The sequence below is a fragment of the Pseudomonas sp. RL genome (assembly GCF_000647775.1).
GTDB lineage: Bacteria > Pseudomonadota > Gammaproteobacteria > Pseudomonadales > Pseudomonadaceae > Serpens > Serpens flexibilis.
In genome coordinates this window covers 1-21,844 of sequence record NZ_JBOY01000096.1, presented here as the reverse complement: position 1 = coordinate 21,844, position 21,844 = coordinate 1, and the positions used below count along the sequence as shown (strand labels likewise).

At 64.4% G+C, this 21,844-nt stretch carries 23 protein-coding genes and 1 pseudogene; 4 read left to right on the top strand and 20 right to left on the bottom strand.

Translation table 11 applies throughout. The features are described 5' to 3' along the window. Positions 1 to 81 (bottom strand): annotated as a pseudogene (locus AS93_RS20655) (electron transfer flavoprotein subunit beta/FixA family protein); the annotation flags it as partial. Positions 82 to 398: 317 nt separating this feature from the next. Between AS93_RS20655 and AS93_RS0114590 the strand changes: the two are divergent. Next, positions 399 to 2,063 (top strand): electron transfer flavoprotein-ubiquinone oxidoreductase, encoded by a 1,665-nt coding sequence (locus tag AS93_RS0114590; protein ID WP_027591296.1) that lies wholly within the window; start codon positions 399 to 401, stop codon positions 2,061 to 2,063. Positions 2,064 to 2,174: 111 nt separating this feature from the next. Here the strand turns inward: AS93_RS0114590 and AS93_RS0114585 are convergent, their stop codons facing one another. The 3 genes from AS93_RS0114585 to AS93_RS0114575 form a co-directional block, all read right to left on the bottom strand. Then, a complete protein-coding gene (locus AS93_RS0114585; RefSeq protein ID WP_027591295.1) occupies positions 2,175 to 2,738 on the bottom strand; it encodes a DUF1285 domain-containing protein in 564 nt (187 codons plus the stop codon). Between the two features lie 13 nt (positions 2,739 to 2,751). Then, entirely contained in the window at positions 2,752 to 3,348 is a 597-nt protein-coding gene (locus AS93_RS0114580; protein ID WP_027591294.1) for a DUF4823 domain-containing protein, read from the bottom strand. Between the two features lie 70 nt (positions 3,349 to 3,418). Then, the gene (locus AS93_RS0114575; protein WP_027591293.1) at positions 3,419 to 4,057 is read right to left on the bottom strand and encodes a TetR/AcrR family transcriptional regulator; all 639 of its coding nucleotides are present in this window, start codon (positions 4,055 to 4,057) and stop codon (positions 3,419 to 3,421) included. Between the two features lie 69 nt (positions 4,058 to 4,126). Here AS93_RS0114575 and AS93_RS0114570 point away from each other — a divergent pair, with 69 nt between their 5' ends. Beyond that, positions 4,127 to 5,260, top strand: coding sequence for an aminotransferase class V-fold PLP-dependent enzyme (locus AS93_RS0114570; protein ID WP_027591292.1), 1,134 nt, complete (start codon positions 4,127 to 4,129; stop codon positions 5,258 to 5,260). A gap of 212 nt (positions 5,261 to 5,472) precedes the next feature. Here the strand turns inward: AS93_RS0114570 and AS93_RS0114565 are convergent, their stop codons facing one another. From AS93_RS0114565 to AS93_RS0114505, 13 genes are all read right to left on the bottom strand, one after another. Further along, entirely contained in the window at positions 5,473 to 6,261 is a 789-nt protein-coding gene (locus tag AS93_RS0114565) for a TatD family hydrolase (RefSeq protein ID WP_027591291.1), read from the bottom strand. A gap of 65 nt (positions 6,262 to 6,326) precedes the next feature. Next, complete coding sequence (locus AS93_RS0114560) at positions 6,327 to 6,680, bottom strand: PilZ domain-containing protein (protein WP_027591290.1); 354 nt, start codon at positions 6,678 to 6,680, stop codon at positions 6,327 to 6,329. A 31-nt stretch (positions 6,681 to 6,711) separates the two neighbouring features. Then, positions 6,712 to 7,698 (bottom strand): DNA polymerase III subunit delta', encoded by a 987-nt coding sequence (locus tag AS93_RS0114555; RefSeq protein ID WP_027591289.1) that lies wholly within the window; start codon positions 7,696 to 7,698, stop codon positions 6,712 to 6,714. Then, entirely contained in the window at positions 7,695 to 8,324 is a 630-nt protein-coding gene (gene tmk / locus AS93_RS0114550) for a dTMP kinase (RefSeq protein ID WP_027591288.1), read from the bottom strand. Before tmk ends, AS93_RS0114555 begins: the two co-directional genes overlap by 4 nt. Beyond that, a complete protein-coding gene (gene mltG / locus AS93_RS19465; RefSeq protein ID WP_037009449.1) occupies positions 8,321 to 9,373 on the bottom strand; it encodes an endolytic transglycosylase MltG in 1,053 nt (350 codons plus the stop codon). Before mltG ends, tmk begins: the two co-directional genes overlap by 4 nt. Positions 9,374 to 9,375: 2 nt before the next feature. After that, positions 9,376 to 10,191, bottom strand: a complete 816-nt coding sequence (gene pabC / locus AS93_RS0114540; RefSeq protein ID WP_027591287.1) for an aminodeoxychorismate lyase — start codon at positions 10,189 to 10,191, stop codon at positions 9,376 to 9,378. Then, positions 10,191 to 11,435 (bottom strand): beta-ketoacyl-ACP synthase II, encoded by a 1,245-nt coding sequence (gene fabF, locus AS93_RS0114535; protein ID WP_027591286.1) that lies wholly within the window; start codon positions 11,433 to 11,435, stop codon positions 10,191 to 10,193. The genes pabC and fabF overlap by 1 nt, the downstream gene beginning before the upstream one ends. A gap of 160 nt (positions 11,436 to 11,595) precedes the next feature. Then, positions 11,596 to 11,832 (bottom strand): acyl carrier protein, encoded by a 237-nt coding sequence (gene acpP / locus AS93_RS0114530; RefSeq protein WP_003283670.1) that lies wholly within the window; start codon positions 11,830 to 11,832, stop codon positions 11,596 to 11,598. 187 nt (positions 11,833 to 12,019) lie between these two features. Further along, positions 12,020 to 12,760: a 3-oxoacyl-ACP reductase FabG gene (gene fabG, locus AS93_RS0114525; protein WP_027591285.1), complete on the bottom strand. Its 741-nt coding sequence runs from the start codon at positions 12,758 to 12,760 to the stop codon at positions 12,020 to 12,022. Positions 12,761 to 12,777: 17 nt separating this feature from the next. Beyond that, positions 12,778 to 13,716 (bottom strand): ACP S-malonyltransferase, encoded by a 939-nt coding sequence (gene fabD / locus AS93_RS0114520; RefSeq protein ID WP_027591284.1) that lies wholly within the window; start codon positions 13,714 to 13,716, stop codon positions 12,778 to 12,780. A gap of 110 nt (positions 13,717 to 13,826) precedes the next feature. After that, positions 13,827 to 14,837 (bottom strand): phosphate acyltransferase PlsX, encoded by a 1,011-nt coding sequence (gene plsX / locus AS93_RS0114515; protein ID WP_074467548.1) that lies wholly within the window; start codon positions 14,835 to 14,837, stop codon positions 13,827 to 13,829. A gap of 3 nt (positions 14,838 to 14,840) precedes the next feature. Next, positions 14,841 to 15,023, bottom strand: a complete 183-nt coding sequence (rpmF, locus tag AS93_RS0114510) for a 50S ribosomal protein L32 (protein WP_027591282.1) — start codon at positions 15,021 to 15,023, stop codon at positions 14,841 to 14,843. A 13-nt stretch (positions 15,024 to 15,036) separates the two neighbouring features. Beyond that, positions 15,037 to 15,561, bottom strand: a complete 525-nt coding sequence (locus AS93_RS0114505) for a YceD family protein (protein WP_027591281.1) — start codon at positions 15,559 to 15,561, stop codon at positions 15,037 to 15,039. Between the two features lie 114 nt (positions 15,562 to 15,675). On the opposite strand from AS93_RS0114505, the gene AS93_RS0114500 reads away from it, so the two are divergent. Further along, the gene (locus tag AS93_RS0114500) at positions 15,676 to 16,254 is read left to right on the top strand and encodes a nucleoside triphosphate pyrophosphatase (protein ID WP_027591280.1); all 579 of its coding nucleotides are present in this window, start codon (positions 15,676 to 15,678) and stop codon (positions 16,252 to 16,254) included. A 13-nt stretch (positions 16,255 to 16,267) separates the two neighbouring features. On the opposite strand, the gene AS93_RS0114495 is transcribed toward AS93_RS0114500, so the two are convergent. Genes AS93_RS0114495 through rluC form a run of 3 tightly spaced genes read right to left on the bottom strand, consistent with a single transcriptional unit; the run spans position 16,268 to position 18,868 of the window. Beyond that, entirely contained in the window at positions 16,268 to 17,242 is a 975-nt protein-coding gene (locus tag AS93_RS0114495) for a S49 family peptidase (protein ID WP_027591279.1), read from the bottom strand. Continuing rightward, on the bottom strand, positions 17,242 to 17,922 hold the full coding sequence (locus AS93_RS0114490) for an HAD-IA family hydrolase (RefSeq protein WP_027591278.1): 681 nt from the start codon (positions 17,920 to 17,922) through the stop codon (positions 17,242 to 17,244). Before AS93_RS0114490 ends, AS93_RS0114495 begins: the two co-directional genes overlap by 1 nt. Next, positions 17,915 to 18,868, bottom strand: a complete 954-nt coding sequence (rluC, locus tag AS93_RS0114485) for a 23S rRNA pseudouridine(955/2504/2580) synthase RluC (RefSeq protein WP_027591277.1) — start codon at positions 18,866 to 18,868, stop codon at positions 17,915 to 17,917. Before rluC ends, AS93_RS0114490 begins: the two co-directional genes overlap by 8 nt. 549 nt (positions 18,869 to 19,417) lie before the next feature. On the opposite strand from rluC, the gene rne reads away from it, so the two are divergent. Then, positions 19,418 to 21,844: ribonuclease E (gene rne / locus AS93_RS19460; protein ID WP_155956155.1), on the top strand; the 2,427-nt coding region annotated here is incomplete at its 3' end.

Sequence of the window (21,844 nt, the reverse complement as noted above, 5' to 3'; positions counted from 1 at the left end):
GTCGACGCCGGAGTTGTCCGCCTTGACGCGAACCTTGACGTTGTAGTCGACCACTCGCTTGACAGCTACAAGAACCTTCATGGATTCCTCGTTATTTTTCCGGTTGAAAGTAGTGTCGCCAGCGCACTGGCGAGGGTTGCCTGCCGGCCGGAACCGACTGTCGAACCATACGGCGACCGCAAAACCGCTCGTATCTTGACCGCAACCCCCCATGCGGTCAATACAAGAAAATCACCCGTTCGGGAGGCTGGAACGCAGAGTCTATCAGGGCTTGACGGCTTTCAAACAAACGTTTGTATTGGATCTCTAAAAGGTGCTTGTATAATGCGCCGACCTGAGCTCGCAGGTATGATGGCCAGTCATAACGCACACCCAGAGCCTTGATGCAGGAGATAGTTGTGGAACGCGAATATATGGAATTCGACGTCGTCATCGTCGGCGCCGGCCCCGCAGGCCTTTCCGCCGCTTGCCGGCTGAAGCAGAACGCCGCGCAAGCCGGCCAGGAAATCAGTGTCTGCGTGGTCGAGAAGGGTTCCGAAGTCGGCGCCCACATTCTCTCCGGCGCCGTCTTCGAGCCGCGCGCGCTCGAAGAGCTGTTCCCGGACTGGAAGGCACTCGGCGCTCCGCTGAACACGCCGGTCACTCGCGATGACATCTACATGCTGACCAGCGCCACTGGCGGCAAGAAACTGCCTGGCCTGTTCGTGCCCAAGACCATGCACAACGAAGGCAACTACATCATCTCCCTGGGCAACCTGTGCCGCTGGCTGGCCCAGCAGGCCGAAGGCCTGGGCGTGGAAATCTACCCCGGCTTCGCCGCCCAGGAAGCGCTGATCGACGAGAACGGCGTGGTGCGCGGCATCATCACCGGCGACCTGGGTGTCGACCGCGAAGGCAACCCGAAGGACGGCATGTACACCCCGGGCATGGAACTGCGCGCCAAGTACACCCTGTTCGCCGAAGGCTGCCGTGGCCACATCGGCAAGCAGCTGATCAAGCGCTACAACCTGGATTCCGAAGCGGATGCCCAGCACTACGGCATCGGCATCAAGGAAATCTGGGACATCGACCCGGCCAAGCACGAGCCCGGCCTGGTGGTGCACACCGCTGGCTGGCCGCTGGACGTAACCGGCAACAGCGCCCTGGGCGGCTCCTTCCTGTATCACCTGGAAAACAACCAGGTGGTCGTGGGCCTGATCGTTGACCTGGCCTACTCCAACCCCTATCTGTCGCCGTTCGATGAGTTCCAGCGCTACAAGCATCACCCGGTGGTCGCCCAGTACCTGGAAGGCGGCAAGCGCGTGGCCTATGGCGCCCGCGCCATCTGCAAGGGCGGCCTGAACTCGCTGCCGAAGATGGTCTTCGCCGGGGGCGCACTGATCGGCTGTGACTTGGGCACCCTGAACTTCGCCAAGATCAAGGGCAGCCACACCGCCATGAAATCCGGCATGCTCGCGGCCGACGCCGTGGCGGAAGCGCTGGCTGCCGGCCGCGAGGGCGGCGACACGCTGGACAACTATGTCGAATCGTTCAAGGCCAGCTGGCTGTATGACGAGCTGTTCCGCAGCCGCAACTTCGGCCCGGCCATGCACAAGTGGGGCGCACTGGTAGGCGGCGCCTTCAACTACATCGACCAGAACTGGTTCGGCGGCAAGATGCCGTTCACCCTGCACGACAACAAGCCGGACTACGCGTGCCTGAAGCCGGCTGCCGAGAGCCAGAAGATCGAGTATCCGAAGCCGGACGGCAAACTGAGCTTCGACAAGCTGTCTTCGGTGTTCCTGTCCAACACCAACCACGAGGAAGACCAGCCGGTCCACCTCAAGCTGGCCGATCCGAACCTGCCGATTGAGCAGAACCTGCCGAAATACGACGAACCGGCGCAGCGCTACTGCCCGGCCGGCGTGTACGAAGTGATCAGCAACGACGACGGCAGCAAGCGCTTCCAGATCAATGCCCAGAACTGCGTGCACTGCAAGACCTGCGACATCAAGGACCCCGCCCAGAACATCACCTGGGTGGCTCCGGAAGGCGCCGGCGGACCCAACTACCCCAATATGTAACAAGCGTAACCGCTTGATTTAGTTGAAATTTTCAGCAGGAGGGTGGGTTTCCCGCCCTCCCCGCCGAAATGAAAAAGCTCCCATCCGGGAGCTTTTTCATTCACGCCACCCTCAGGCCTGGCCGATGGGAAAAAATTCCCCGTCGCTCCATACCCCCAGCCAGAGCTGGCCATTAATCTCCCGCTCCACCGCCAGCTCGACCAATTGGTAAAACACATTGCGATGGATCAGCGCGTCCAGATTGGCGCGCACCCGCAGGTAGGGCGAAGGCTCGCCACTGTCACAGTCCAACTCGACCCGCAAAGGATGTGCGGCACCGGCCACAACCTCGTCGTCCACCTGGGTAGTGAAACGAAGCCGCTGCTGCTCGCCATCGCCTTCCAGAGCCAGGGTCACCGCCACGAACGGCGCGTCATCCACGCGGATACCGACCTTCTCCACCGGAGTGACCAGGAAATAGTCGTCGCCATCCTTGCGTAGAACGCTGGAGAACAACTTGACCATCGGCTTGCGTCCGATCGGCGTACCCAGGTAGTACCAGGTTCCATCCCGGGCAATGCGCATGTCGATATCGCCGCAGAACGGCGGATTCCAGAGATGAACAGGAGGAAGACCCTTGCCTTCCCCGGCGGGGATTCGTGACAGCAGATCCCCGGGATTGCCACGCTCGCTCATGTCGCGCTCCCGATCAGTTCAGGCCGCGCAGGCTCCGGGCGTATTGCCGCAGGGGAGCGCCCAACAGGTCCTGGGGCCGGGTTTCGTAAAGGGTCAGCAAGCCGCCCCGCGTGGTGATGCGCGCCGCATCCACCGGAAAGCGAGTGGCTGTCTCGATCAGCAGCAGCTGCACCACCCCCCGGTCGACGCCCAGGCGGTCAAGGCTTTGCTGGTCTTCCCATTCGATCAGCGTGCCGATGCGATCATCCTCGCCAGCCACACGCCCGAATAGCAGGTAATGCGCCCCGGCCGACTGTGCCCGGACAAGGGCCTGCTGGAGCGACAGCGGCGCCTCGGCGCGACGTACCTGGGGGAAATACTCCGTGAAGCTGCGGTAGGCCTCATCCGCCAGCGCGTTGCTCCGCACGGCATCCGGGCTGGCCGGATAATCGTCCTGGGCAATATAGATGAAGGAATCGGCCTGCAGGCGGCGCGAGGCACCTCGCTGCGTCTGGCTGTGGTCGAGCAGGCCGACATCGGCGAATTGCTCGCGCGTCGCCTCGACCATGTCGCTGACTGCCATGCAACCGCCCAGCGACAACAGCACACCCAGACCGATCGCCCTGTACATCCTGATTTCCTCGCTACCGATGCCGATAAACCGGCGTGCCGCCCTGCGATGCAGCTTCCGCGCCAGCTGCTCAGCTGGCCGGTGTTTCAGTGTCACGCTTGCGCCGGTTCCCCATGCGCACACCAATGTCCATCAGGAACTGGTAGAACCCTTCCTGATCCTCGAGCACGCTGCTCCAGAACGGCGAGTGGTAAAGCGCCACCGCGCCATGCACCAGCGCCCAGGCGGCGCAGTAGTGGAAATACGGTGGGACATCCTCCAGCTTGCCCTCGGCAATCCGCCCCTTGATCAACTGGGTCAGCCGCTCGAAGTTCGAGGCCCGGATCTTGTGCAGTTTCTCCACCAGCTCCGGCACCTGATTGCTCTTGACCACCTTCTCTTCCAGGCGGTCGAACAGGCGGTAGCGCTGCGGGTCACGCATGCGGAACTCGAAATAGGCACGCGACAGCGCTTCCCGATCGCGATCCACGTTATCGGAGTGGAGCAGCTCGTTCAGGTCGCGCTCATAGTCGAGCATCAGCCGCAGGTAGATTTCGGCCTTGGACTTGAAGTGCTTGTAGATGGTGCCTTTGCCGATGCCCACGGCATCCGCGATCATCTCGACAGTGACACTGTCTTCACCATGCTCGAGGAACAGCTTCAGAGCAGTATCCAGAATCTCCTGCTCACGACGGCGAAACTCTCGGACCTTGCGGGGTTCTTTGTGCATAAGGACTGCGCAGCTCACGGTTGAAGCTCGCTATTATGCCTGACCCGCAAAAAATTGTACGGAGCCACCATGGCTGATCTGCTTGCCGAGTTCCCCCAGCCGGAAGGCTTGCGTTACCTCAACCACGCGGCGGTGGCCCCGTGGCCGCAACGCGCGGCACGCGCGGTCGCCGCCTTCGCGGAGCAGAACGCCACCATCGGCGCCCGCGACTATCCCGACTGGCTCAAGGTGGAACATCGCCTGCGCCAGCGCCTGGCCCGGTTGCTCAATGCACCCTCCACCGATGACATCGCACTGGTGAAGAACACCTCGGAAGGCCTGTCCTTCATTGCCTTCGGGCTGGACTGGCGCCCGGGCGACCAGGTGGTGATCAGCGACGAGGAATTTCCCTCGAACCGGGTCGTCTGGCAGGCGCTGGCGCGCCATGGCGTCGAGGTGCGGCAGGTCAGTCTGAGCGGCGCGGACCCGGAAGCCGACCTGCTGGCCGCCTGCGGGCCGCGTACCCGGCTGCTGTCGATCAGCTCGGTGCAATACGCCAGCGGTCTGAGGCTGGACCTTTCCCGTCTCGGCGAAGGCTGTGCCGCCCGCGGCGTGCTGTTCTGCGTGGACGCCATCCAGCATCTGGGCGCCCTGCCCTTCGATGTACAAGATGCACGCTGTGCGTTCGTGGTCGCTGACGGCCACAAGTGGATGCTCGGCCCGGAAGGCCTCGGAGTGTTCTACTGCCGCAGCGACCTGCGCGAACAACTGACCCTGCACGAATACGGCTGGCACATGCTGGAACATGCCGGCGACTACTTGCGCCAGGACTGGCAGCCAGCCCGCAGTGCGCGGCGTTTCGAATGCGGCAGCCCGAACATGCTGGCCAGCATGGCGCTGGAAGCCAGTCTTTCGCTGCTTGAAGAAGTGGGCATGGCGCGAGTCGCCAGCCAGTTGGCGGAGCGTATGGAACACCTGCAGCAGGGATTGCTGAACATCCCGGGACTCACCATCCATAGCCCGCAGGACACCGAGCGCCGCGCCGGCATCCTGAATTTCACCCTTGACGGTCGGGACCAGGGCGAGCTGTTCGAAGCACTGCGTCGGCAACAGATCGTCTGCGCCCAGCGCGGTGCCGGCATTCGCCTGTCACCCCACTTCTATACCACCGGTCAGGTGCTAGAGGAGACGATCCGCGCGATAAGCCAGTTGGCAGACAGGTAGGTTCTCAACACACGTATATTGATTACGAAAAGATATAGACGGTCACCGGCCATTCCAGCGGCTCTGGCCATACTGCCAAAACCGTTCTGGCATTTCCCCCAATGCCTGACGGCGGCAGAGGGTACTGGAGTGCGTACCCTTGCTTGTTTTTACTCCTAATGGTCCTTAACCCGGATTCATCCCCCAGAATCCGGGTTTTTTTATGCCTTGGCTCAGGCCTGACGGACACGCGCCAGCGGGAACAGGCGCCTGAAGTTCGCGGTGGTCTGCTCAGCCAGAGTGGCATAGGGAACGCTGCGCAGTTCGGCGAGGAACTCCGCAACCTCGCGCACATACTGCGGGAGATTGGGCTTGCCACGATGGGGAATCGGCGCGAGATACGGGGCATCCGTTTCCACCAGCAGCCGGTCCGCCGGAACCTGCCGGGCGACCTCGCGGAGCATGTCTGCGTTGCGGAAGGTGACGATACCGGAGAGGGAAATGTAGAACCCCAGATCCAGCGCCGCGCGCGCCATGTCCCAATCCTCGGTGAAGCAGTGCAGCACGCCCGCCTGGGGCAGATCCGCCTCGCGCAGCAGCGTCAGGGTATCCTCGCGCGCGGCCCGGGTATGCACGATCACCGGCTTGCCGGTGATGCGGGCCGCCTGCAGGTGCAGACGGAAGGATGCCTGCTGCAGCTCCGCGGCTTCCGGCTCGTAGTGGTAGTCCAGGCCCGTTTCTCCGATTGCCACCACGTGGGGATGCGCCAGTTCGGCGAGCAGCCAGTCGAGCGCCGGCTCGGCGCCAGGCTGCAGGTCCAGGGGATGCACACCGACCGAGCAGTCCACATCCCCGTAACGCTGACTCAGCTCACGAACCGTGGCGGCATTGGCGGCGCTGACGCCAATGCACAGGAAATGCCCCACGTCCCGTTCACGTGCCGCCTGCAGCGCGGCATCCAGCGAACCTCCGTGAGCGGAAAGGTCCAGGCGATCTAGGTGGCAGTGGGAATCGACCAACATGGCAAGACGGCTCGGCAAGGCGAAGAGGGCACGCATTATACGCCCTCGATGGCCACCTTAGAGCGCTACAGGGTGTGAGTAACCCGGTCGGACTTGAGCGCGCCGGCCAGGTAGGTCTCGATCTTGTTGCGGGCGATGTTGTCACTCTCGTTGAACTGCACGCCGACGCCAGCCGCGCGGTTGCCCTGGGCGCCGCGGGGCGTGATCCACGCCACCCTGCCGGCTACCGGAATCTTTTCCGGCTCGTCCATCAGGTTCAGCAACAGGAAGACCTCGTCGCCGAGGCGATAGGTCTTGCTGGTGGGGATGAACAGCCCGCCGCCCTTGATGAACGGCATGTAGGCGGCGTACAGCACCGCCTTGTCCTTGATGGTCAGCGACAGGATGCCATTGCGGGCTCCCGGACTCGGCGTGGTCATGGTGTCTCCCTCACGGTGGCGAGGGACGATTCTAGCCGTGGCTCGGCAGCTCCGCCCACTGCACCAGCAGGGCTTCGAGAAGCAGCGCACGGTTGAGGTTGGCCTTGCCCAGCACCTTGTGGCGCTGCTCCAGCAGCCAGTCCTGCAGCACCAGCAAACGCGGCTGGGAAACCTTGCCCGCCAGGTATTCGATCACCTTGGCCATGTCCACCGGGCCGAGCCCCCGCGTGTCGGCGGTCAACTGGAAACGCAGCATCCGGTGTGTCCAGTCGCAGAACCAGTCGAACAGCATCGACAGCGGCACGGCATTCCAAGCCTCGGCGAGCTGGCTGGGACTCTGCTGGCGCTTGATCAGCTTCTTGACGCCCTCCACCACCAGCGCGCGCTGGTCCAGCACGCCCTGGGCGTGCAGCCGCTGCGCTGCCAGCGGCGAGCCGGCGGCCAGTGCCAGCAAGGCCTCCAGCGTGTCGGCATCCAGCTCCGGCAGCGACTGGCGCAGCCAGGCCAGACTCTGCTTGTGATCCGGCAGGGGGCAGGCCTGCTGCACGCAACGGCTCTTGATGGTTGGCAGCAAGCGACTGGGCTGATGGCTGATGAGCAGCAGCACGGTATCCCCGGAGGGCTCCTCCAGGCTCTTGAGCAGCGCGTTGGCGGCATTCAGGTTCATCGCCTCGGCCGGCTCCAGCAACACCACCTTGCGCCCGCCCATCTGGGCGGTCTGCACCACGAAGCTCACCAGGTCACGCACCTGGTCGATCTTGATTGGTTTGTCGACCTCTTCCGGTTCCAGCACGTAGTGGTCCGGGTGCGTACCGGCCGCCAGCAGCTGACAGGCCTTGCACCGGCCGCACGCCTGCGCGTCGACCGGCTGCTGACAGAGCAGCAGTGCCATCAGGCGCTCGGCCAGGATGCGCTTGCCGGTACCCTGCGGGCCGTGCAGCAGGTAGGCATGGGCGTGCTGCCGTCGACCGGCCAGCTGTTTCCACAACGCCGCCTGCCAGGGAAGAATGTCGTTCACGGCTGACGCTCCAGCAGTTCCGGCAGCAGACGCTCGAGCTGGCGTTGGACGTCGACCAGCGGCTGGCCGGCATCGATGATCCGGTAGCGCTGCGGATTCAGGGCGGCGCGGCGCAGGTAGGTCTGGCGCACGGCCTCGAAGAACGCACGTCCCTCCTGCTCGAAGCGATCCAGCCGGCCGCGCGCCGCGGCCCGGGCCAGCCCGACGTCGACCGGCAGATCGAACACCAACGTCAGATCCGGCCGCAGCGTACCTTGCACGAAGTCCTCAAGCACGGCGATCCGCGCCTCGCTCACACCACGCCCACCGCCCTGATAGGCGTAGGTGGCATCGGTGAAGCGATCGCAAAGCACCACCTTGCCGACCGCCAACGCTGGGCGGATGACCTGATCCAGGTGCTGCGCGCGGGCGGCGAACATCAGCAACAGTTCGGTATCCGTGGCCATCGGCTCATCGCTGGGCGCCAGCAGCAGCTCGCGAATGCGCTCGGCCAACGGCGTGCCGCCCGGCTCCCGGGTCAGCAGAACCTCGTGCCCCGCAGTGCGCAGGCGCTCGGCGAGAAACTCGCGATTGGTGGTCTTGCCGGCACCTTCCGGGCCTTCCAGGGTGATAAACAGGCCGCTCACGGGGTTTCCTTGCTAATGGGCGCCGGACTCGACCGATAGTCGGCCCGACGCTTGAGCTGATACTGGCGTACGGCACGCAGATGCTCCTCCAGCGTGGAGGAGAACACATGGCTGCCATCGCCGCGGGCCACGAAGTACAGGGTGTTGCCCGGCTCCGGCTGCAGCGCTGCGTGGATCGCCTCGCGGCCGACCATGGCGATCGGCGTCGGCGGCATGCCGGAGATCACATAGGTGTTGTAGGGCGTGGCTTCGCGCAGGTCGCTACGGCGGATCTTGCCGGCATAGCGCTCGCCCATGCCGTAGATCACCGTCGGGTCTGTCTGCAGGCGCATGCGCTTTTCCAGGCGGCGGACGAACACGCCGGCAATCTGGCCGCGCTCGGCGGGCACACCGGTCTCCTTTTCGATGATCGACGCCATGATCAGCGCCTCGTAGTCATTCTTGTAGGGCAGCCCAGTGGCCCGCGCCGCCCATTCTTCGGCCAGCACCTGCCGCAGCCGGCGGTTGGCCTGGATCAGCAGGTCGATGTCCCGCATGCCCCGTACGTAGCGGTAGGTATCGGGAAAGAAGCGACCTTCCGGGTGCATGCCCGGTTCGCCGACCCGGCGCATGAGCTCGGCATCATCCACCCCTGCCAGCGTCTGTTCCAGCTTTTCCTGGGCAGCCAGCGCGGCACGCAACTGACGGATGTTCCAGCCTTCCACCAGGGTCAGGCTGTACTGCACCACCTTGCCGCTGACCCAGGCTTCGAACAGTTCGTTGACCGTCATTCCGGGCTCCAGGCGGTATTCACCGCCGTGCAGGGTCTGGCCGGCCCGGTACAGACGCCAGTGCAGGCGCAGCCAGAGGCTGCCCTCCAGCAGGCCATCGCGCTCCAGACGATTGATCAGCCCGACCGGCGTGGAGCCAGCCGGCACATCCAGCAACCTGGCTTCATCCAATTTCAGCGGCTGTTGCAGCGCCGCGCGCTGTTGCCAGAAGGCGTAACCCAGTACAAGGACAACCAACAGCAGGCCGCCGACGAGCAGCCTCAACAATGTACGTATCACGTTCAACAATCCAGGAGGGTGCGGGCGATGCCCTGCAGTTTACGGGTGAGCGGCCCGGGCAGCCATACACGGGTCTCAAGACGGCGCACCGGCCAGACGCCATAGACACTGTTGCAGAGAAAGATTTCCTGCGCCGCCAGCAATTCGTCGAAGGCAAGGTCGCGGACTTCGCAAGCAATGCCCAACGCGTGCGCCTGCTCAAGCAAGGCGCCGCGCATCACGCCAGCGACGCCGCAGCGCTCCAGGGACGGGGTCAGCAGTCGACCGTCACTGACCAGAAACAGATTGCTGAACACGCCCTCGATGGGCCGCCCCGCCTGATCGCGCAACAGACCTTCCGCGTAACGGGAATCCTGCCATTCGGCGCGCGCCAGCACCTGCTCGAGGCGGTTGAGGTGTTTGAGGCCGGCCAGGCGTGGCTGCTCGGCCAGGCGCAACGCACAGGGGAACAGCTCGACGCCCTGCTCGGCATGCTCGACGGGATAGGCCGGCAAGGGGCTGGCCAGCAGCAGACGCCGTGGTTGTACCGGCGTCGGCGGCGCATAGCCGCGCAATCCATCGCCCCGGGTCACGATCAGCTTGGCCACGCCGTCGCCCACTGCAGCGCAGAAGGCCAGCAGCTCATCGGTCACCAGGGCCTCGTCAAAAGGAATACCCAGTCGCTCGCAACCCAGCCGCAGGCGTTGCAGGTGAGCTGCCAGCAGACAAGGCTGGCCATGACGCACGGCGAGGGTTTCAAACAACCCGTCACCGTAAGCCAGACCGCGGTCGCTCAGCGGCAGCTCCGCAGCCGGGCGACCGTCGACCCAGCTCAGCATCAGCCGTTGAACCGGCGGAAGACCAGCGAGCCGTTGGTGCCACCGAAGCCGAAGGAGTTGGACACCACCACCTCGATCGGCAGGGCGCGGGCTTCGCCGGGCACGAAGTCGAGGTCGCAGCCCTCGTCCGGATTCTCCAGGTTGATGGTCGGCGGCGCCACCTGGTCGCGGATCGCCAGCACGCTGAAGATCGCCTCGACCGCACCGGCAGCGCCCAGCAAGTGACCGGTCATCGACTTGGTGGAGGAAACCGCCAGACGATAGGCGTGTTCGCCGAACACCGACTTGATGGCGGCCGCTTCCGCCAGGTCACCGGCGGCCGTGGAGGTGCCATGGGCATTGATGTACTGCACCTGGTCCGGATTCAGACCGGCATCGCGCAGCGCATTGACCATGCAGCGCGCCGCGCCGGCACCGTTCTCCGGCGGAGCAGTCATGTGGTAGGCGTCACCGCTCATGCCGAAGCCGACCAGCTCGGCATAGATGGTGGCCCCGCGCGCCCGGGCATGTTCGAGCTCTTCCAGCACCAGGGCACCGGCACCGTCGGACAGCACGAAACCGTCACGGTCCTTGTCCCACGGGCGGCTGGCCCGCGTCGGCTCGTCGTTGCGGGTAGACAGGGCACGGGCGGCACCGAAACCACCGAGCCCCAGGCCACAGGCGGCCATTTCCGAGCCGCCGGCGATCATCACGTCAGCCTCGCCATAGGCGATGTTGCGCGCCGCCATGCCGATGCTGTGGGTGCCGGTGGTGCAGGCGGTGGTCACCGCGTAGTTCGGTCCCTGGATGCCCAGGTGGATAGACAGGAAGCCGGACACCATGTTGATGATCGAGCCGGGCACGAAGAACGGCGAAATGCGCCGCGGCCCTTGCTCGAACAACGATTTGCAGTTGTTCTCGATATTGGTCAGGCCGCCGATACCGGAGCCCATGGCTACGCCGATGCGCTCACGATTGGCATCGGTGATTTCCAGTCCGGAATGACGTACCGCCTGGAAGCTGGCGGCCAGACCGTACTGGATGAACAGGTCGAGCTTGCGCGCCTCCTTGGCGGGCAGGTATTGCTCGACATCGAAACCCTTCACCGAGCCGCCAAAGCGGGTGGAAAAGGCAGAGACATCCATGTGCTCAAGCGGACCGATGCCGCTGCGGCCAGCCAGAACACCTTCCCAGCTGCTCGGCACATCGGTACCCAGCGGCGAAAGCATACCCATCCCGGTGACCACGACACGTCTACGCGACACTGTTTTGTCCTCTTGTTCACTAACGGAAAGGCCGCAGCAGTCCGCTCGGCCATCCTCCCGACGACAGGACGGGAGGTGTGCGGGATTCTTCCCGCCACAAGAAAAAGCCGCACGCCCGTGAGGTTGTGCGGCTTCTCTCGCCTCGAAAGCGTTCGATTACTTACTGCGCGTGGGCATTGATGTAATCGATGGCTTCCTGGACGGTGGTGATCTTCTCAGCTTGCTCGTCCGGGATTTCGGTCTCGAATTCCTCTTCGAGAGCCATCACCAGCTCGACGGTGTCAAGAGAGTCGGCGCCCAGATCTTCGACGAAGGAAGCGCTGTTGGTGACTTCCTCTTCTTTGACGCCAAGTTGCTCAGCAACGATCTTCTTGACGCGTTCTTCGATGGTGCTCATACCTTGTTTTCACTCCTATGGACAAATCCAGGCAGCTGGACTGCGGGTAAGTGTATAGAAAGGGTTTTTCACATTTCAAGCCGGGAGATCCCGACCTGATCGACTGTAATTCCGTGCCCCGACCATTCAACATGAATTCGGACAGCCCTTCTGACAACGGCCTGTCGGTCGGGGTCACATTTTGGCATCACATATACATGCCGCCATTGACCGGAATCGTTGCTCCGGTCACGTAGGCCGCACCGTCGGAAGCCAGGAAGCTGACCACCTTGGCAATTTCCTCGGCCTGCCCCAGGCGAGCCAGGGGAATCTGGGTCAGCAGGGCCTCGCGCTGCGCCTCGGGCAGTTCGCGGGTCATGTCGGTGTCGATGAAACCCGGGGCCACGGTGTTCACAGTGATATTGCGCGAACCGACTTCACGGGCCAGCGCACGACTGAAACCTTCCACGCCGGCCTTGGCGGCCGCGTAGTTGCTCTGCCCGGCGTTGCCCATGGCACCCACCACCGAGCCGACGTTGATGATACGACCCCAGCGGGCCTTGGTCATGCCGCGCAGCACCGCCTTGGACAGACGGTAAAGACTGTTCAGGTTGGTGTTGATGACGTCGAACCACTCGTCATCCTTCATGCGCAGCATCAGGTTGTCGCGGGTGATGCCGGCGTTGTTCACCAGGATCGCCAGTTGGCCGTATTGTTCCTGGATCTGCGCCAGAGCGGCAGTCACGGACTCATCGCTGCCCACGTCGAGCACCAGACCACCGCCCTGAATGCCATTGCTCTTCAGGGTTTCGGCGATGCGCTCGGCGCCGGCGGCGGAGGTGGCGGTACCGACCACCACAGCGCCCTGACGGCCCAGCTCTAGGGCGATGGCCTGACCGATGCCGCGGCTGGCGCCGGTGACCAGGGCAATCTTACCTTGCAAACTCATTGAAACGTTCTCCTTGATCAAGCCAGGGCGGCGCGGGTCGCCGCAAAGGCTTCGGGGGTATCCAGGCTGTAGGTGTCCACGCCCTTCACGCAACGCTTGTTGAGGCCGGAGAGTACCTTGCCAGGCCCGCACTCGACCAGCGCAGTGACGCCGCAGGCTCCCAGACGCTGCATCGACTCGACCCAGCGCACCGGGCTGTACAGCTGAGCCAACAGGTCGCGCTTGAGGGTATCCAGATCATTGACCACGTCGGCGCTGACGTTCTGCACCAGGGGGATCTGCGGCGCCTGCCAGTCGAGGGCGGCCACGGCTTCGGCAAAACGCTCGGCCGCCGGACGCATCAGGTCGCAATGGGACGGCACACTGACCGGCAGCGGCATGGCGCGCTTGGCGCCCTTGGCCTTGCACACCTCGACGGCACGGGCCACGGCAGCGGCGCCGCCGGCGATGACCACCTGGCCGGGGGCATTGAAGTTCACCGCACTGACCACTTCGCCCTGGGCCGCTTCGGCGCAGGCGGCACGCACGTCATCATCCTCCAGACCGAGAATAGCGGCCATGCCGCCCTGCCCGGCCGGCACGGCCTGCTGCATCAGCTGGCCACGCAGCTCCACCAGCTTGACGGCAGCGGCGAACGGCAGGCTGCCGGCAGCGACCAGCGCCGAGTACTCGCCCAGGCTGTGGCCAGCGACATAGGCCGGACGCGCGCCGTTCTCGGTCAGCCACAGGCGCCACAGCGCCATGGAGGCCGTGAGAATCGCCGGCTGGGTCTTGTCGGTCTGGTTCAGCTGCTCTTCGGGGCCGTTCTGGGTCAGCGCCCAGAGGTCATAGCCCAGCGCCTCGGAAGCCTCGGCGAAGGTATCGAGCACCAGACGCTGCTGCGCGCCGATCTCGCCCAGCATGCCGAGCGATTGCGAACCCTGACCGGGGAAGACGAATGCGGAGGTTACGGACATGGAAAAAATCCTTGATGTCTTCGTCGAAACCATTGCGCTCGACTGTGGAGCGCAACGAATTGAGCATTGGATGACAGCCCGTGAAGGCCAGTCACATCATGCGCGATAACCTATAACAGCAGGTCTTCGAGACGCCCATGCAGGCGCTGCGGGAGATTTTCGCGGATTTCCGCCGAAGCGCGACGAATGGCGCTCTGGAAGCCTTCCTCCGCCGCGCCGCCGTGACTCTTGATCACGATGCCCTGCAGGCCGAGAAAGCTGGCTCCATTGTGGGCCGCCGGCCGCAATTCCTGACGCAGGGAGCGCAGAAGCGGCAATGCCAGCAGGCCGACCAGGCGCGCCGGCAGGCTGCGTTCGAACAGCCCGCGAATGCGCTCGGCCACCATTTCCGCCAGCCCCTCGCTGGACTTGAGCAGGATGTTGCCGACGAAACCGTCGCACACCACCACATCCGCCTCGCCGCGATACAGTCCGTCGCCTTCGATGTAGCCAATAAAATTGATCGCCCGCGCCTCGCGCAGCAGGCTGGCCGCCAGCTTGACCTGCTGATTGCCCTTGATGTCCTCGGCGCCCACGTTGAGCAGCGCCACGCGCGGCCGGCGCACCCCCAGCGCCTCGGCCGCCACCGAACCCATGACCGCGAACTGATAGAGGTGCTCGGCACCGCAGTCCACATTGGCCCCCAGATCCAGCAGGTAGCAGCTGCCGGTACGGGTCGGCAGTGCCGCCATCATGGCCGGCCGGTCGACACCCGGCAGGGTCTTGAGCACATAGCGGGACAGCGCCATCAGCGCACCGGTATTGCCGGCACTTACGCAGGCGCGCGCGCGACCGTCACGGACCATTTCCAGCGCCACGCGCATGGACGCATCGGGCTTGCCACGCAGCGCCTGGGACGGGCGCTCCTGCATGCCGATGACTTGCGAGGCGTGAACGATGTGCAGCCGGGAACGATCCACGCCAGAATGGCGGGAGAGGATCTTTTCGAGAAGAGGTGCCTGACCGACGAGCGCCAGTCTAAGGAGGGGATTTTCTGCCAGACAGGCCAGACTGGCAGGAACAACGCAGTGGGGACCGAAGTCCCCACCCATTGCATCGATGGCGATGATCGAAGCGGACAAGGATTACTCGGCGGAGTCCTTGTCGATCACCTTGCGACCACGGTAGAAGCCTTCCGGCGACACGTGGTGGCGCAGGTGGACTTCACCGGTGCTCTTTTCGACGGACAGAGCGTTGGGCTCCAGGGCGTCGTGGGAGCGGCGCATGTCGCGTGCCGAACGGGATTTTTTGTTCTGCTGAACAGCCATAACTGATTAACTCCTAAACGTTTGGGTCGCGCTTTAACTGCGCCAGTACGCTGAACGGGTTGGGCCGCGAAACTTCGTCCTCGCTCGGCTGAGGATCATCTTGACCCGCCGGTTGCTGACAGACGCTGGAATCGTGGACCGGAACGATCGGCAAGGCCAGCAACAGCTCATCCTCGACCAGTGTCAGCAAATCCAGAGGGTCCTCCCCCACCTCCAGCGCATCGTAACCTTTCGGCACGACCTGTTCGCTACCCTCCGGGATCACGGCGTAATGGTACTCGCCATGGATCGGCAGGGTGGCAACGTCCAGGCAGCGCTGGCATACCATCTTGGCCTCGACACTGAACTCGCCATGAATGACAACCGCGCGGCGCTCGTCCCGCTCGAAGCTCAGCTTCGCGCGTACCGTACCGGCGTGGTCGACCATCTGCTCGGCCAGCCGCGGCAGGGAGGCCAAGGGAATTTCGCCCTCGAGCACTGCGCCGCGGTCAGCCAGCTTGCGTGGATCAACGTGAGGTGGAATCGGCCCATTCAACATAGGCGCGAGATTCTAGGGAGCTAACTCCCCCCTGTCAAAGGAAATTCCTGCCTGGGCGCCGGGCTGACACAGGCTTAGAATCCGCACCCGGAATACCTATAAAAGGAAGCGCGTATGCCACCCATTCTGCTGGCCTCCGGCTCGATCTATCGACGCGAACTTCTGGCTCGCCTGCGCCTGCCTTTCGACTACGCGGCAGCCAACATCGACGAATCGCCCCTGCCCGGCGAGAACGGCCTTGCCCTGGCCAGCCGCCTGGCACAACAGAAGGCGCAAGCCCTGGCCGAGCAGTACCCGGAGCACCTGATCATCGGCTCCGATCAGGTGGCCGTGCTGGACGACCAACTGATCGGCAAGCCCGGCACTTTCGAACGCGCCCGGGAACAATTACGCGCCGCCAGCGGGCGCAGCGTCAGCTTCCTCACCGGACTGTGCCTGCACAACGCGCGCAGCGGCCGCAGCCAGGTGACCTGCGTACCCTTCACCGTGCATTTCCGCGAGCTGGACGACGCCCGCATCGAGCGCTATCTGCGCACCGAGCAGCCCTACGACTGCGCCGGAAGCTTCAAGTGCGAGGCACTGGGCATCAGCCTGTTTCGCCGCACGGAAGGGGACGACATCACCAGCCTGGTCGGCCTGCCGCTGATTCGACTGGTGGACATGCTGGAGGCGGAGGGTATTCAGGTACCCTGACCGCCTCACCCACTCAACGCAGGCTCGGGCCTTGCAGGCCCAGCCAGGGCGAAAGGTGCGCCGCCACACCAGCACCCAGCTTCTTGGCAAAACGATCCAGGGGCGTGTCCTTGCGGGTGAAGTCGACGATACGTTCCTCGCCGATCACCTCGCGCGCCACCTGGCTACTGCTGGCCAGTCCGTCAACCAGCCCCAGCTCCAACGCCTGTTCGCCGGACCAGACCAGCCCCGAGAATAGCTCCGGATGCTCGGCATCCTTCAGGCGATCACCCCGCCCCTTGCGGACACTGTCGATGAATTGGCGATGCGTGGTCTGCAGCACCGACTCCCAGAACTCAGCTTCATCAGCCCGCGGCGGCGAGAAGGGATCCAGGAAGGCCTTGTGCTCCCCCGCCGTATAGAGGCGGCGGTCGATACCCAGCTTTTCCATGGCACCCACGAAACCGAAACCAGCCGCCGTCACACCGATCGAGCCCACCAGACTGGCCTTGTCGGCATAAATGGCATCCGCCGCACTGGCAATGTAATAAGCGCCAGAGGCCCCCAGGTCGGTGATCACGGCATACACGCGGGTCTGCGGATATTCGGTCCGTAGCCGGCGAATCTCGTCATAGATGTAGCCTGACTGTACCGGACTGCCCCCCGGACTGTTGATGCGCAAGACGACGCCGCGCGTACCGGCATCCTTGAAAGCAGCACGCAGACTGCCGACGATGTTGTCGGCACTGGCATTCTCCTCATCGGCGATCATGCCGCGCAATTCAATCAGCGCAGTATGGTTACCCCCCGAGGCAACGCCACGCTCACCCTTCCAGGGCGCAAACAGCACCAGGGCGCCAAACAGGTAGGCAAAGGTGAGCAACTTGAAGAAGATGCCCCAGCGCCGGGCACGGCGCTGTTCCTGCACACCCGCCAGCACAGCCTTTTCCAGTAGCCTCCAGCTCTTGTCCTCGCCCTTGTCTTCGGGCGCCTTCCACTCGTCAGCCATTACACACCCTCAAGTGAGTGCCGATGCACCACCGGCATCAGCCAGTCGCGCAGCTCGGCGAATTCCATGATTTCCAGGCGCGGCGCAAAAGGCCGCAGGCGCTCCAGCGGCTGCGCACCATAGCCGACCGCCACCGCATCCATTCCCGCATTGCGCGCCATCTGCAGATCGAAGGTTGCATCGCCGATCATCAGCGCACGCCCGGCACTGACTCCGCAATGGTCCAGGATCTCGTGCAGCATGCGCGGATCGGGCTTGCTGGCGGTTTCATCGGCACAACGGGTGACTTCGAAGTAATCCAGCCAGCCATGCCCCGCGAGGGCGCGCTGCAGGCCGCGACGGCTCTTGCCGGTGGCCACCGCCAGGCGATAACCGGCGTCGCGCAGCGTCTCCAGACCCTCGACGACCCCGGGAAACAGCGGCGGCGGCGCACCATCCAGCGTCAGGTAATGATCGGCGTAGGCCAGGCGGAAATGCTCGGCCAACCCGGAGTCCAGCTCAGGGTAGAGCGCTGCGATAGCCTCGGGCAGGCCCAGACCGATGATGCCGCGAATCTGCGCCTCATCCGGCGACTGCAGGTCAAACCGATCGGCGGCCGCCAGCACCGACTCGATGATGCGCGACACCGAGTCGGCCAGCGTGCCATCCCAGTCGAAAACCAACAGTTGGTAATCAGGCACCCAGCCGCTCCAGGGTCTGAGCCCACATCTCATCCACCGGCGCCTCCAGAGTCAGCGCGGCGCCATCGGGCAGCGTGACCGTCAGGGCATGGGCATGCAGGAACAGGCGCTTGCCGCCCAGCTCGCGAATCTCCCGAGTGAATTCCTCATCGCCGTACTTGGCGTCGCCAGCGATCGCATGGCCGGCGTGGCGGGCATGCACGCGGATCTGGTGGGTCCGTCCGGTGATCGGGCTAGCCTCGACCAGGGTGGCGAACTCGCCGAAGCGCCGAACCACCCGAAACTCGGTGAGCGCATCCTTGCCCTCGTCATTGACCTCGACCATGCGCTCGCCCGAACGCAGGTTGTTTTTCAGCAAGGGCGCACTGACCTTCTTCTTGGAGGTCGGCCAGCTGCCGCGCACCAGCGCCAGGTAACGCTTGTCGACGCCGTCGCCGCGCAGCGCCTCGTGCAGATGGCGCAGCATGCTGCGCTTCTTGGCGATCATCAGCAGCCCCGAGGTATCCCGATCCAGCCGGTGCACCAGCTCAAGATCCTTGGCATCCGGACGCAACTGGCGGAACGCTTCGATGACACCATAGGACAGGCCGCTGCCACCATGGACGGCAATGCCGGTCGGCTTGTTGATCACCAGCAGGGCCTTGTCCTCATAAACGATGGACGCTTCCAGCCGCTCCAGCAGCCCCTGCGCCAACGGCGCCGGCTCGTCGCGCTCGGCCAGGCGCAGCGGCGGAACGCGCACCACATCGCCGGCCTGCAGCTTGTATTCGGGCTTGATTCGCCCTTTGTTCACACGCACCTCGCCCTTGCGCAGGATGCGATAGATCAGCGTCTTGGGGACGCCTTTCAATTGCGTACGCAGGAAGTTGTCGATGCGCTGGCCGGCCAGTTCCGGCGCGACTTCCAGCATCTGTACGCCGGAGGTCGGGGAGGGAGTCGTATTCATGGGGCGAGATGATAACAATTTTGATGCAATTGAAGCACTTATTAAGAGCTGCTATAGTCGCGAACGCCGCCAAAAGCGGCCGAGTCACGAGCGATGCAAGAAAGCCGCTCCACTCAGGCAACCACATTCGGGACGTCAGGCCGTCCACCGGGCATGCGCAGAGGGATGCGCGCCCAGGAACCCAAGCCTCGAAACCCCATGACGCGCGGCCAGAATGACTGGGCGCGATAATGACAACCCGCTACGGAATGAGTAAGCGGCACCCGATTTTCAAGGATCGTGTAGGGTGGAGATGCACAACCTCCGGACTGTGTAGCATCAGGCTTTTACAGACGCTTCCCGTCCACATCCGCAGGTTGATTCCTCCTCCTGATTCAGTGCTTCTGCATGCCAGTTGTAGCAGGAGACGTTCGTCGCGAGCCCGGTCCGTTTGATCGGCACTCGCTTGACAATGCAGCGGCCGCGCCGCTGTTGGACGCACCCGACACCGACCGTGAGAGTCGTGTGTGCCGCTTGCCGTTTCCGCAGCCCGGAAACCAACGGTACTACATGAAAAGAATGCTGATTAACGCGACCCAACCCGAAGAGTTGCGCGTCGCACTGGTCGATGGCCAGCGCCTGTTCGACCTGGACATCGAGTCCGGGGCTCGTGAACAGAAGAAGGCCAACATCTACAAGGGCCGCATCACCCGCGTCGAGCCCAGCCTGGAAGCCGCCTTCGTCGACTTCGGCGCCGAGCGCCACGGCTTCCTGCCCCTCAAGGAAATCTCCCGCGAGTACTTCTCCAAGGCGCCGGAAGGCGGCCGCGTCAACATCAAGGAAGTCCTGCGCGAAGGCCAGGAAGTCATCGTTCAGGTTGAAAAGGAAGAGCGCGGCAACAAAGGTGCGGCACTGACTACCTTCATCAGCCTGGCCGGTCGTTACCTGGTACTGATGCCCAACAACCCGCGCGCCGGCGGCATCTCCCGCCGCATTGAGGGTGAGGAACGCAACGAGCTGCGCGAAGCGCTGAACGGCCTGGACGCTCCGGCCGACATGGGCCTGATCGTGCGCACCGCCGGTCTGGGCCGCTCCAGCGAAGAGCTGCAGTGGGACCTGGACTACCTGATCCAGTTGTGGACCGCCATCAAGGACGCCTCCCAGGATCGCCCTGCCCCGTTCCTGATCTACCAGGAATCCAACGTCATCATCCGCGCCATCCGCGACTACCTGCGCCAGGACATCGGCGAAGTGCTGATCGACAGCGTGGAAGCCCAGGAAGAAGCCCTGGCCTTCATCCAGCAGGTGATGCCGCAGTACGCCAGCAAGATCAAGCTGTACCAGGACAGCGTGCCGCTGTTCAACCGCTTCCAGATCGAGAGCCAGATCGAGACCGCCTTCCAGCGCGAAGTGAAGCTGCCTTCCGGCGGCTCCATCGTCATCGACCCGACCGAAGCACTGGTGTCCATCGACATCAACTCGGCGCGCGCCACCAAGGGCGGCGACATCGAGGAAACCGCACTGCAGACCAACCTGGAAGCGGCCGAGGAAATCGCCCGCCAGCTGCGTCTGCGCGACATCGGCGGCCTGATCGTCATCGACTTCATCGACATGACTCCGGCGAAGAACCAGCGCGCCGTGGAAGACAAGGTTCGTGAAGCCCTGGAAGCCGACCGCGCCCGCGTGCAGATCGGTCGCATCTCGCGCTTCGGGCTGCTGGAAATGTCGCGTCAGCGCCTGCGCCCGTCCCTGGGGGAAACCAGTGGCATCGTCTGCCCGCGTTGCAACGGCCAGGGCATCATCCGCGACGTGGAATCCCTGTCGCTGGCCATCCTGCGCCTGATCGAGGAAGAAGCCCTCAAGGACCGCACCGCCGAAGTGCGTGCCCGCGTGCCCTTCCAGGTCGCTGCCTTCCTGCTCAACGAGAAGCGCAACGCCATCACCAAGATCGAGCTGCGCACCCGCACCCGCATCTACATCCTGCCGGACGCCCACCTGGACACGCCGCACTTCGAAGTGCAGCGCCTGCGCGACGACAGCCCCGAGCTGATCGCCGGCCACTCCAGCTACGAAATGGCTCCGAGCGAAAATGAGGAAGTCCAGCCGGTCAGCGCCACCCGCACCCTGGTTCGCCAGGAAGCCGCCGTGAAGACCGTCACCCACGAGCGTCCGGCCCCCGCCCCGACAGCCGCGCCCGCGGCCCCGGTGGCGCCAGCTGCACCCAGCGCCCCGGCACCCAGCCTGTTCAAGGGCCTGGTGAAATCCCTGGTCGGTCTGTTCGCTGGCAAGGAAGAAGCCGCCAAGCCGGCCGAGAAAACCAGTCGCGAACCCGCGGCGCGCGGCAGCGAGGAACGCCGCAACGGTCGTCAGCAGAACCGTCGCCGCGACGGTCGTCGTGACGAGGAGCGCAAGCCCCGTGGCGAGCGGGAAGAGCGCCAGCCTCGTGAAGCACGCGAAGGCCAGGAGAGCCGCCGCCAGCAGCCGCGCGCCGAGCGCCAGCCCCGCGAAGCCCGCGAGGAGCGCCAGCCCCGTGAAGAACGGCAGCCGCGCGAGGAGCGTCAGGCACGCGAACCTCGCGAGACGCAAGCCCAGCAGGCTCCGGAGGTCCGCCGCGAGCGTACCGAGCGCCCGCCGCGCGAAGAACGCCCACAACGCGAAGAACGCAAGCCGCGTCCGGAGCCGGTCGAGACCGTCGAGGAAGAGCTGCTGAATGGCGAAGAGGGCCTGGAACTCGAGCAGGAAGGCGGCGAACACGAGCGTCCGCGCCGCCGCTCACGTGGCCAGCGTCGTCGCAGCAACCGCCGTGAACGCCAGCAGGAAGCCGGCCTGCTGCCGAGTGAAGGCAGTGAGGAAGCTCAGTCCGAACCCAGCGAGGGCAGCGTAGTGGCCGCCAGCGCCGTGGCTGCCAGCCTGGCCAGCGAGGCGGTGGAAGCCGTCAGCGAAGCGCCGGTCGCCCAGCCGGAGACCGCACCGCAGGTCGACGCCCAGGCCACTGCC

What these genes read in the sequence shown, in the direction of transcription:
- AS93_RS0114570 (WP_027591292.1), top strand. Translation starts at nt 4,127, where the DNA reads ATGGCTGATCTGCTTGCCGAGTTCCCCCAGCCGGAAGGCTTGCGTTAC.
- AS93_RS0114585 (WP_027591295.1), bottom strand. Translation starts at nt 2,738, where the DNA reads ATGAGCGAGCGTGGCAATCCCGGGGATCTGCTGTCACGAATCCCCGCC.
- fabG (WP_027591285.1), bottom strand. Translation starts at nt 12,760, where the DNA reads ATGAGTTTGCAAGGTAAGATTGCCCTGGTCACCGGCGCCAGCCGCGGC.
- pabC (WP_027591287.1), bottom strand. Translation starts at nt 10,191, where the DNA reads ATGCTGAGCTGGGTCGACGGTCGCCCGGCTGCGGAGCTGCCGCTGAGC.
- AS93_RS0114560 (WP_027591290.1), bottom strand. Translation starts at nt 6,680, where the DNA reads ATGACCACGCCGAGTCCGGGAGCCCGCAATGGCATCCTGTCGCTGACC.
- AS93_RS0114505 (WP_027591281.1), bottom strand. Translation starts at nt 15,561, where the DNA reads ATGTTGAATGGGCCGATTCCACCTCACGTTGATCCACGCAAGCTGGCT.
- AS93_RS0114495 (WP_027591279.1), bottom strand. Translation starts at nt 17,242, where the DNA reads ATGGCTGACGAGTGGAAGGCGCCCGAAGACAAGGGCGAGGACAAGAGC.
- AS93_RS0114565 (WP_027591291.1), bottom strand. Translation starts at nt 6,261, where the DNA reads ATGTTGGTCGATTCCCACTGCCACCTAGATCGCCTGGACCTTTCCGCT.
- fabD (WP_027591284.1), bottom strand. Translation starts at nt 13,716, where the DNA reads ATGTCCGTAACCTCCGCATTCGTCTTCCCCGGTCAGGGTTCGCAATCG.
- rpmF (WP_027591282.1), bottom strand. Translation starts at nt 15,023, where the DNA reads ATGGCTGTTCAGCAGAACAAAAAATCCCGTTCGGCACGCGACATGCGC.
- AS93_RS0114580 (WP_027591294.1), bottom strand. Translation starts at nt 3,348, where the DNA reads ATGTACAGGGCGATCGGTCTGGGTGTGCTGTTGTCGCTGGGCGGTTGC.
- acpP (WP_003283670.1), bottom strand. Translation starts at nt 11,832, where the DNA reads ATGAGCACCATCGAAGAACGCGTCAAGAAGATCGTTGCTGAGCAACTT.
- rluC (WP_027591277.1), bottom strand. Translation starts at nt 18,868, where the DNA reads ATGAATACGACTCCCTCCCCGACCTCCGGCGTACAGATGCTGGAAGTC.
- AS93_RS0114575 (WP_027591293.1), bottom strand. Translation starts at nt 4,057, where the DNA reads ATGCACAAAGAACCCCGCAAGGTCCGAGAGTTTCGCCGTCGTGAGCAG.
- AS93_RS0114500 (WP_027591280.1), top strand. Translation starts at nt 15,676, where the DNA reads ATGCCACCCATTCTGCTGGCCTCCGGCTCGATCTATCGACGCGAACTT.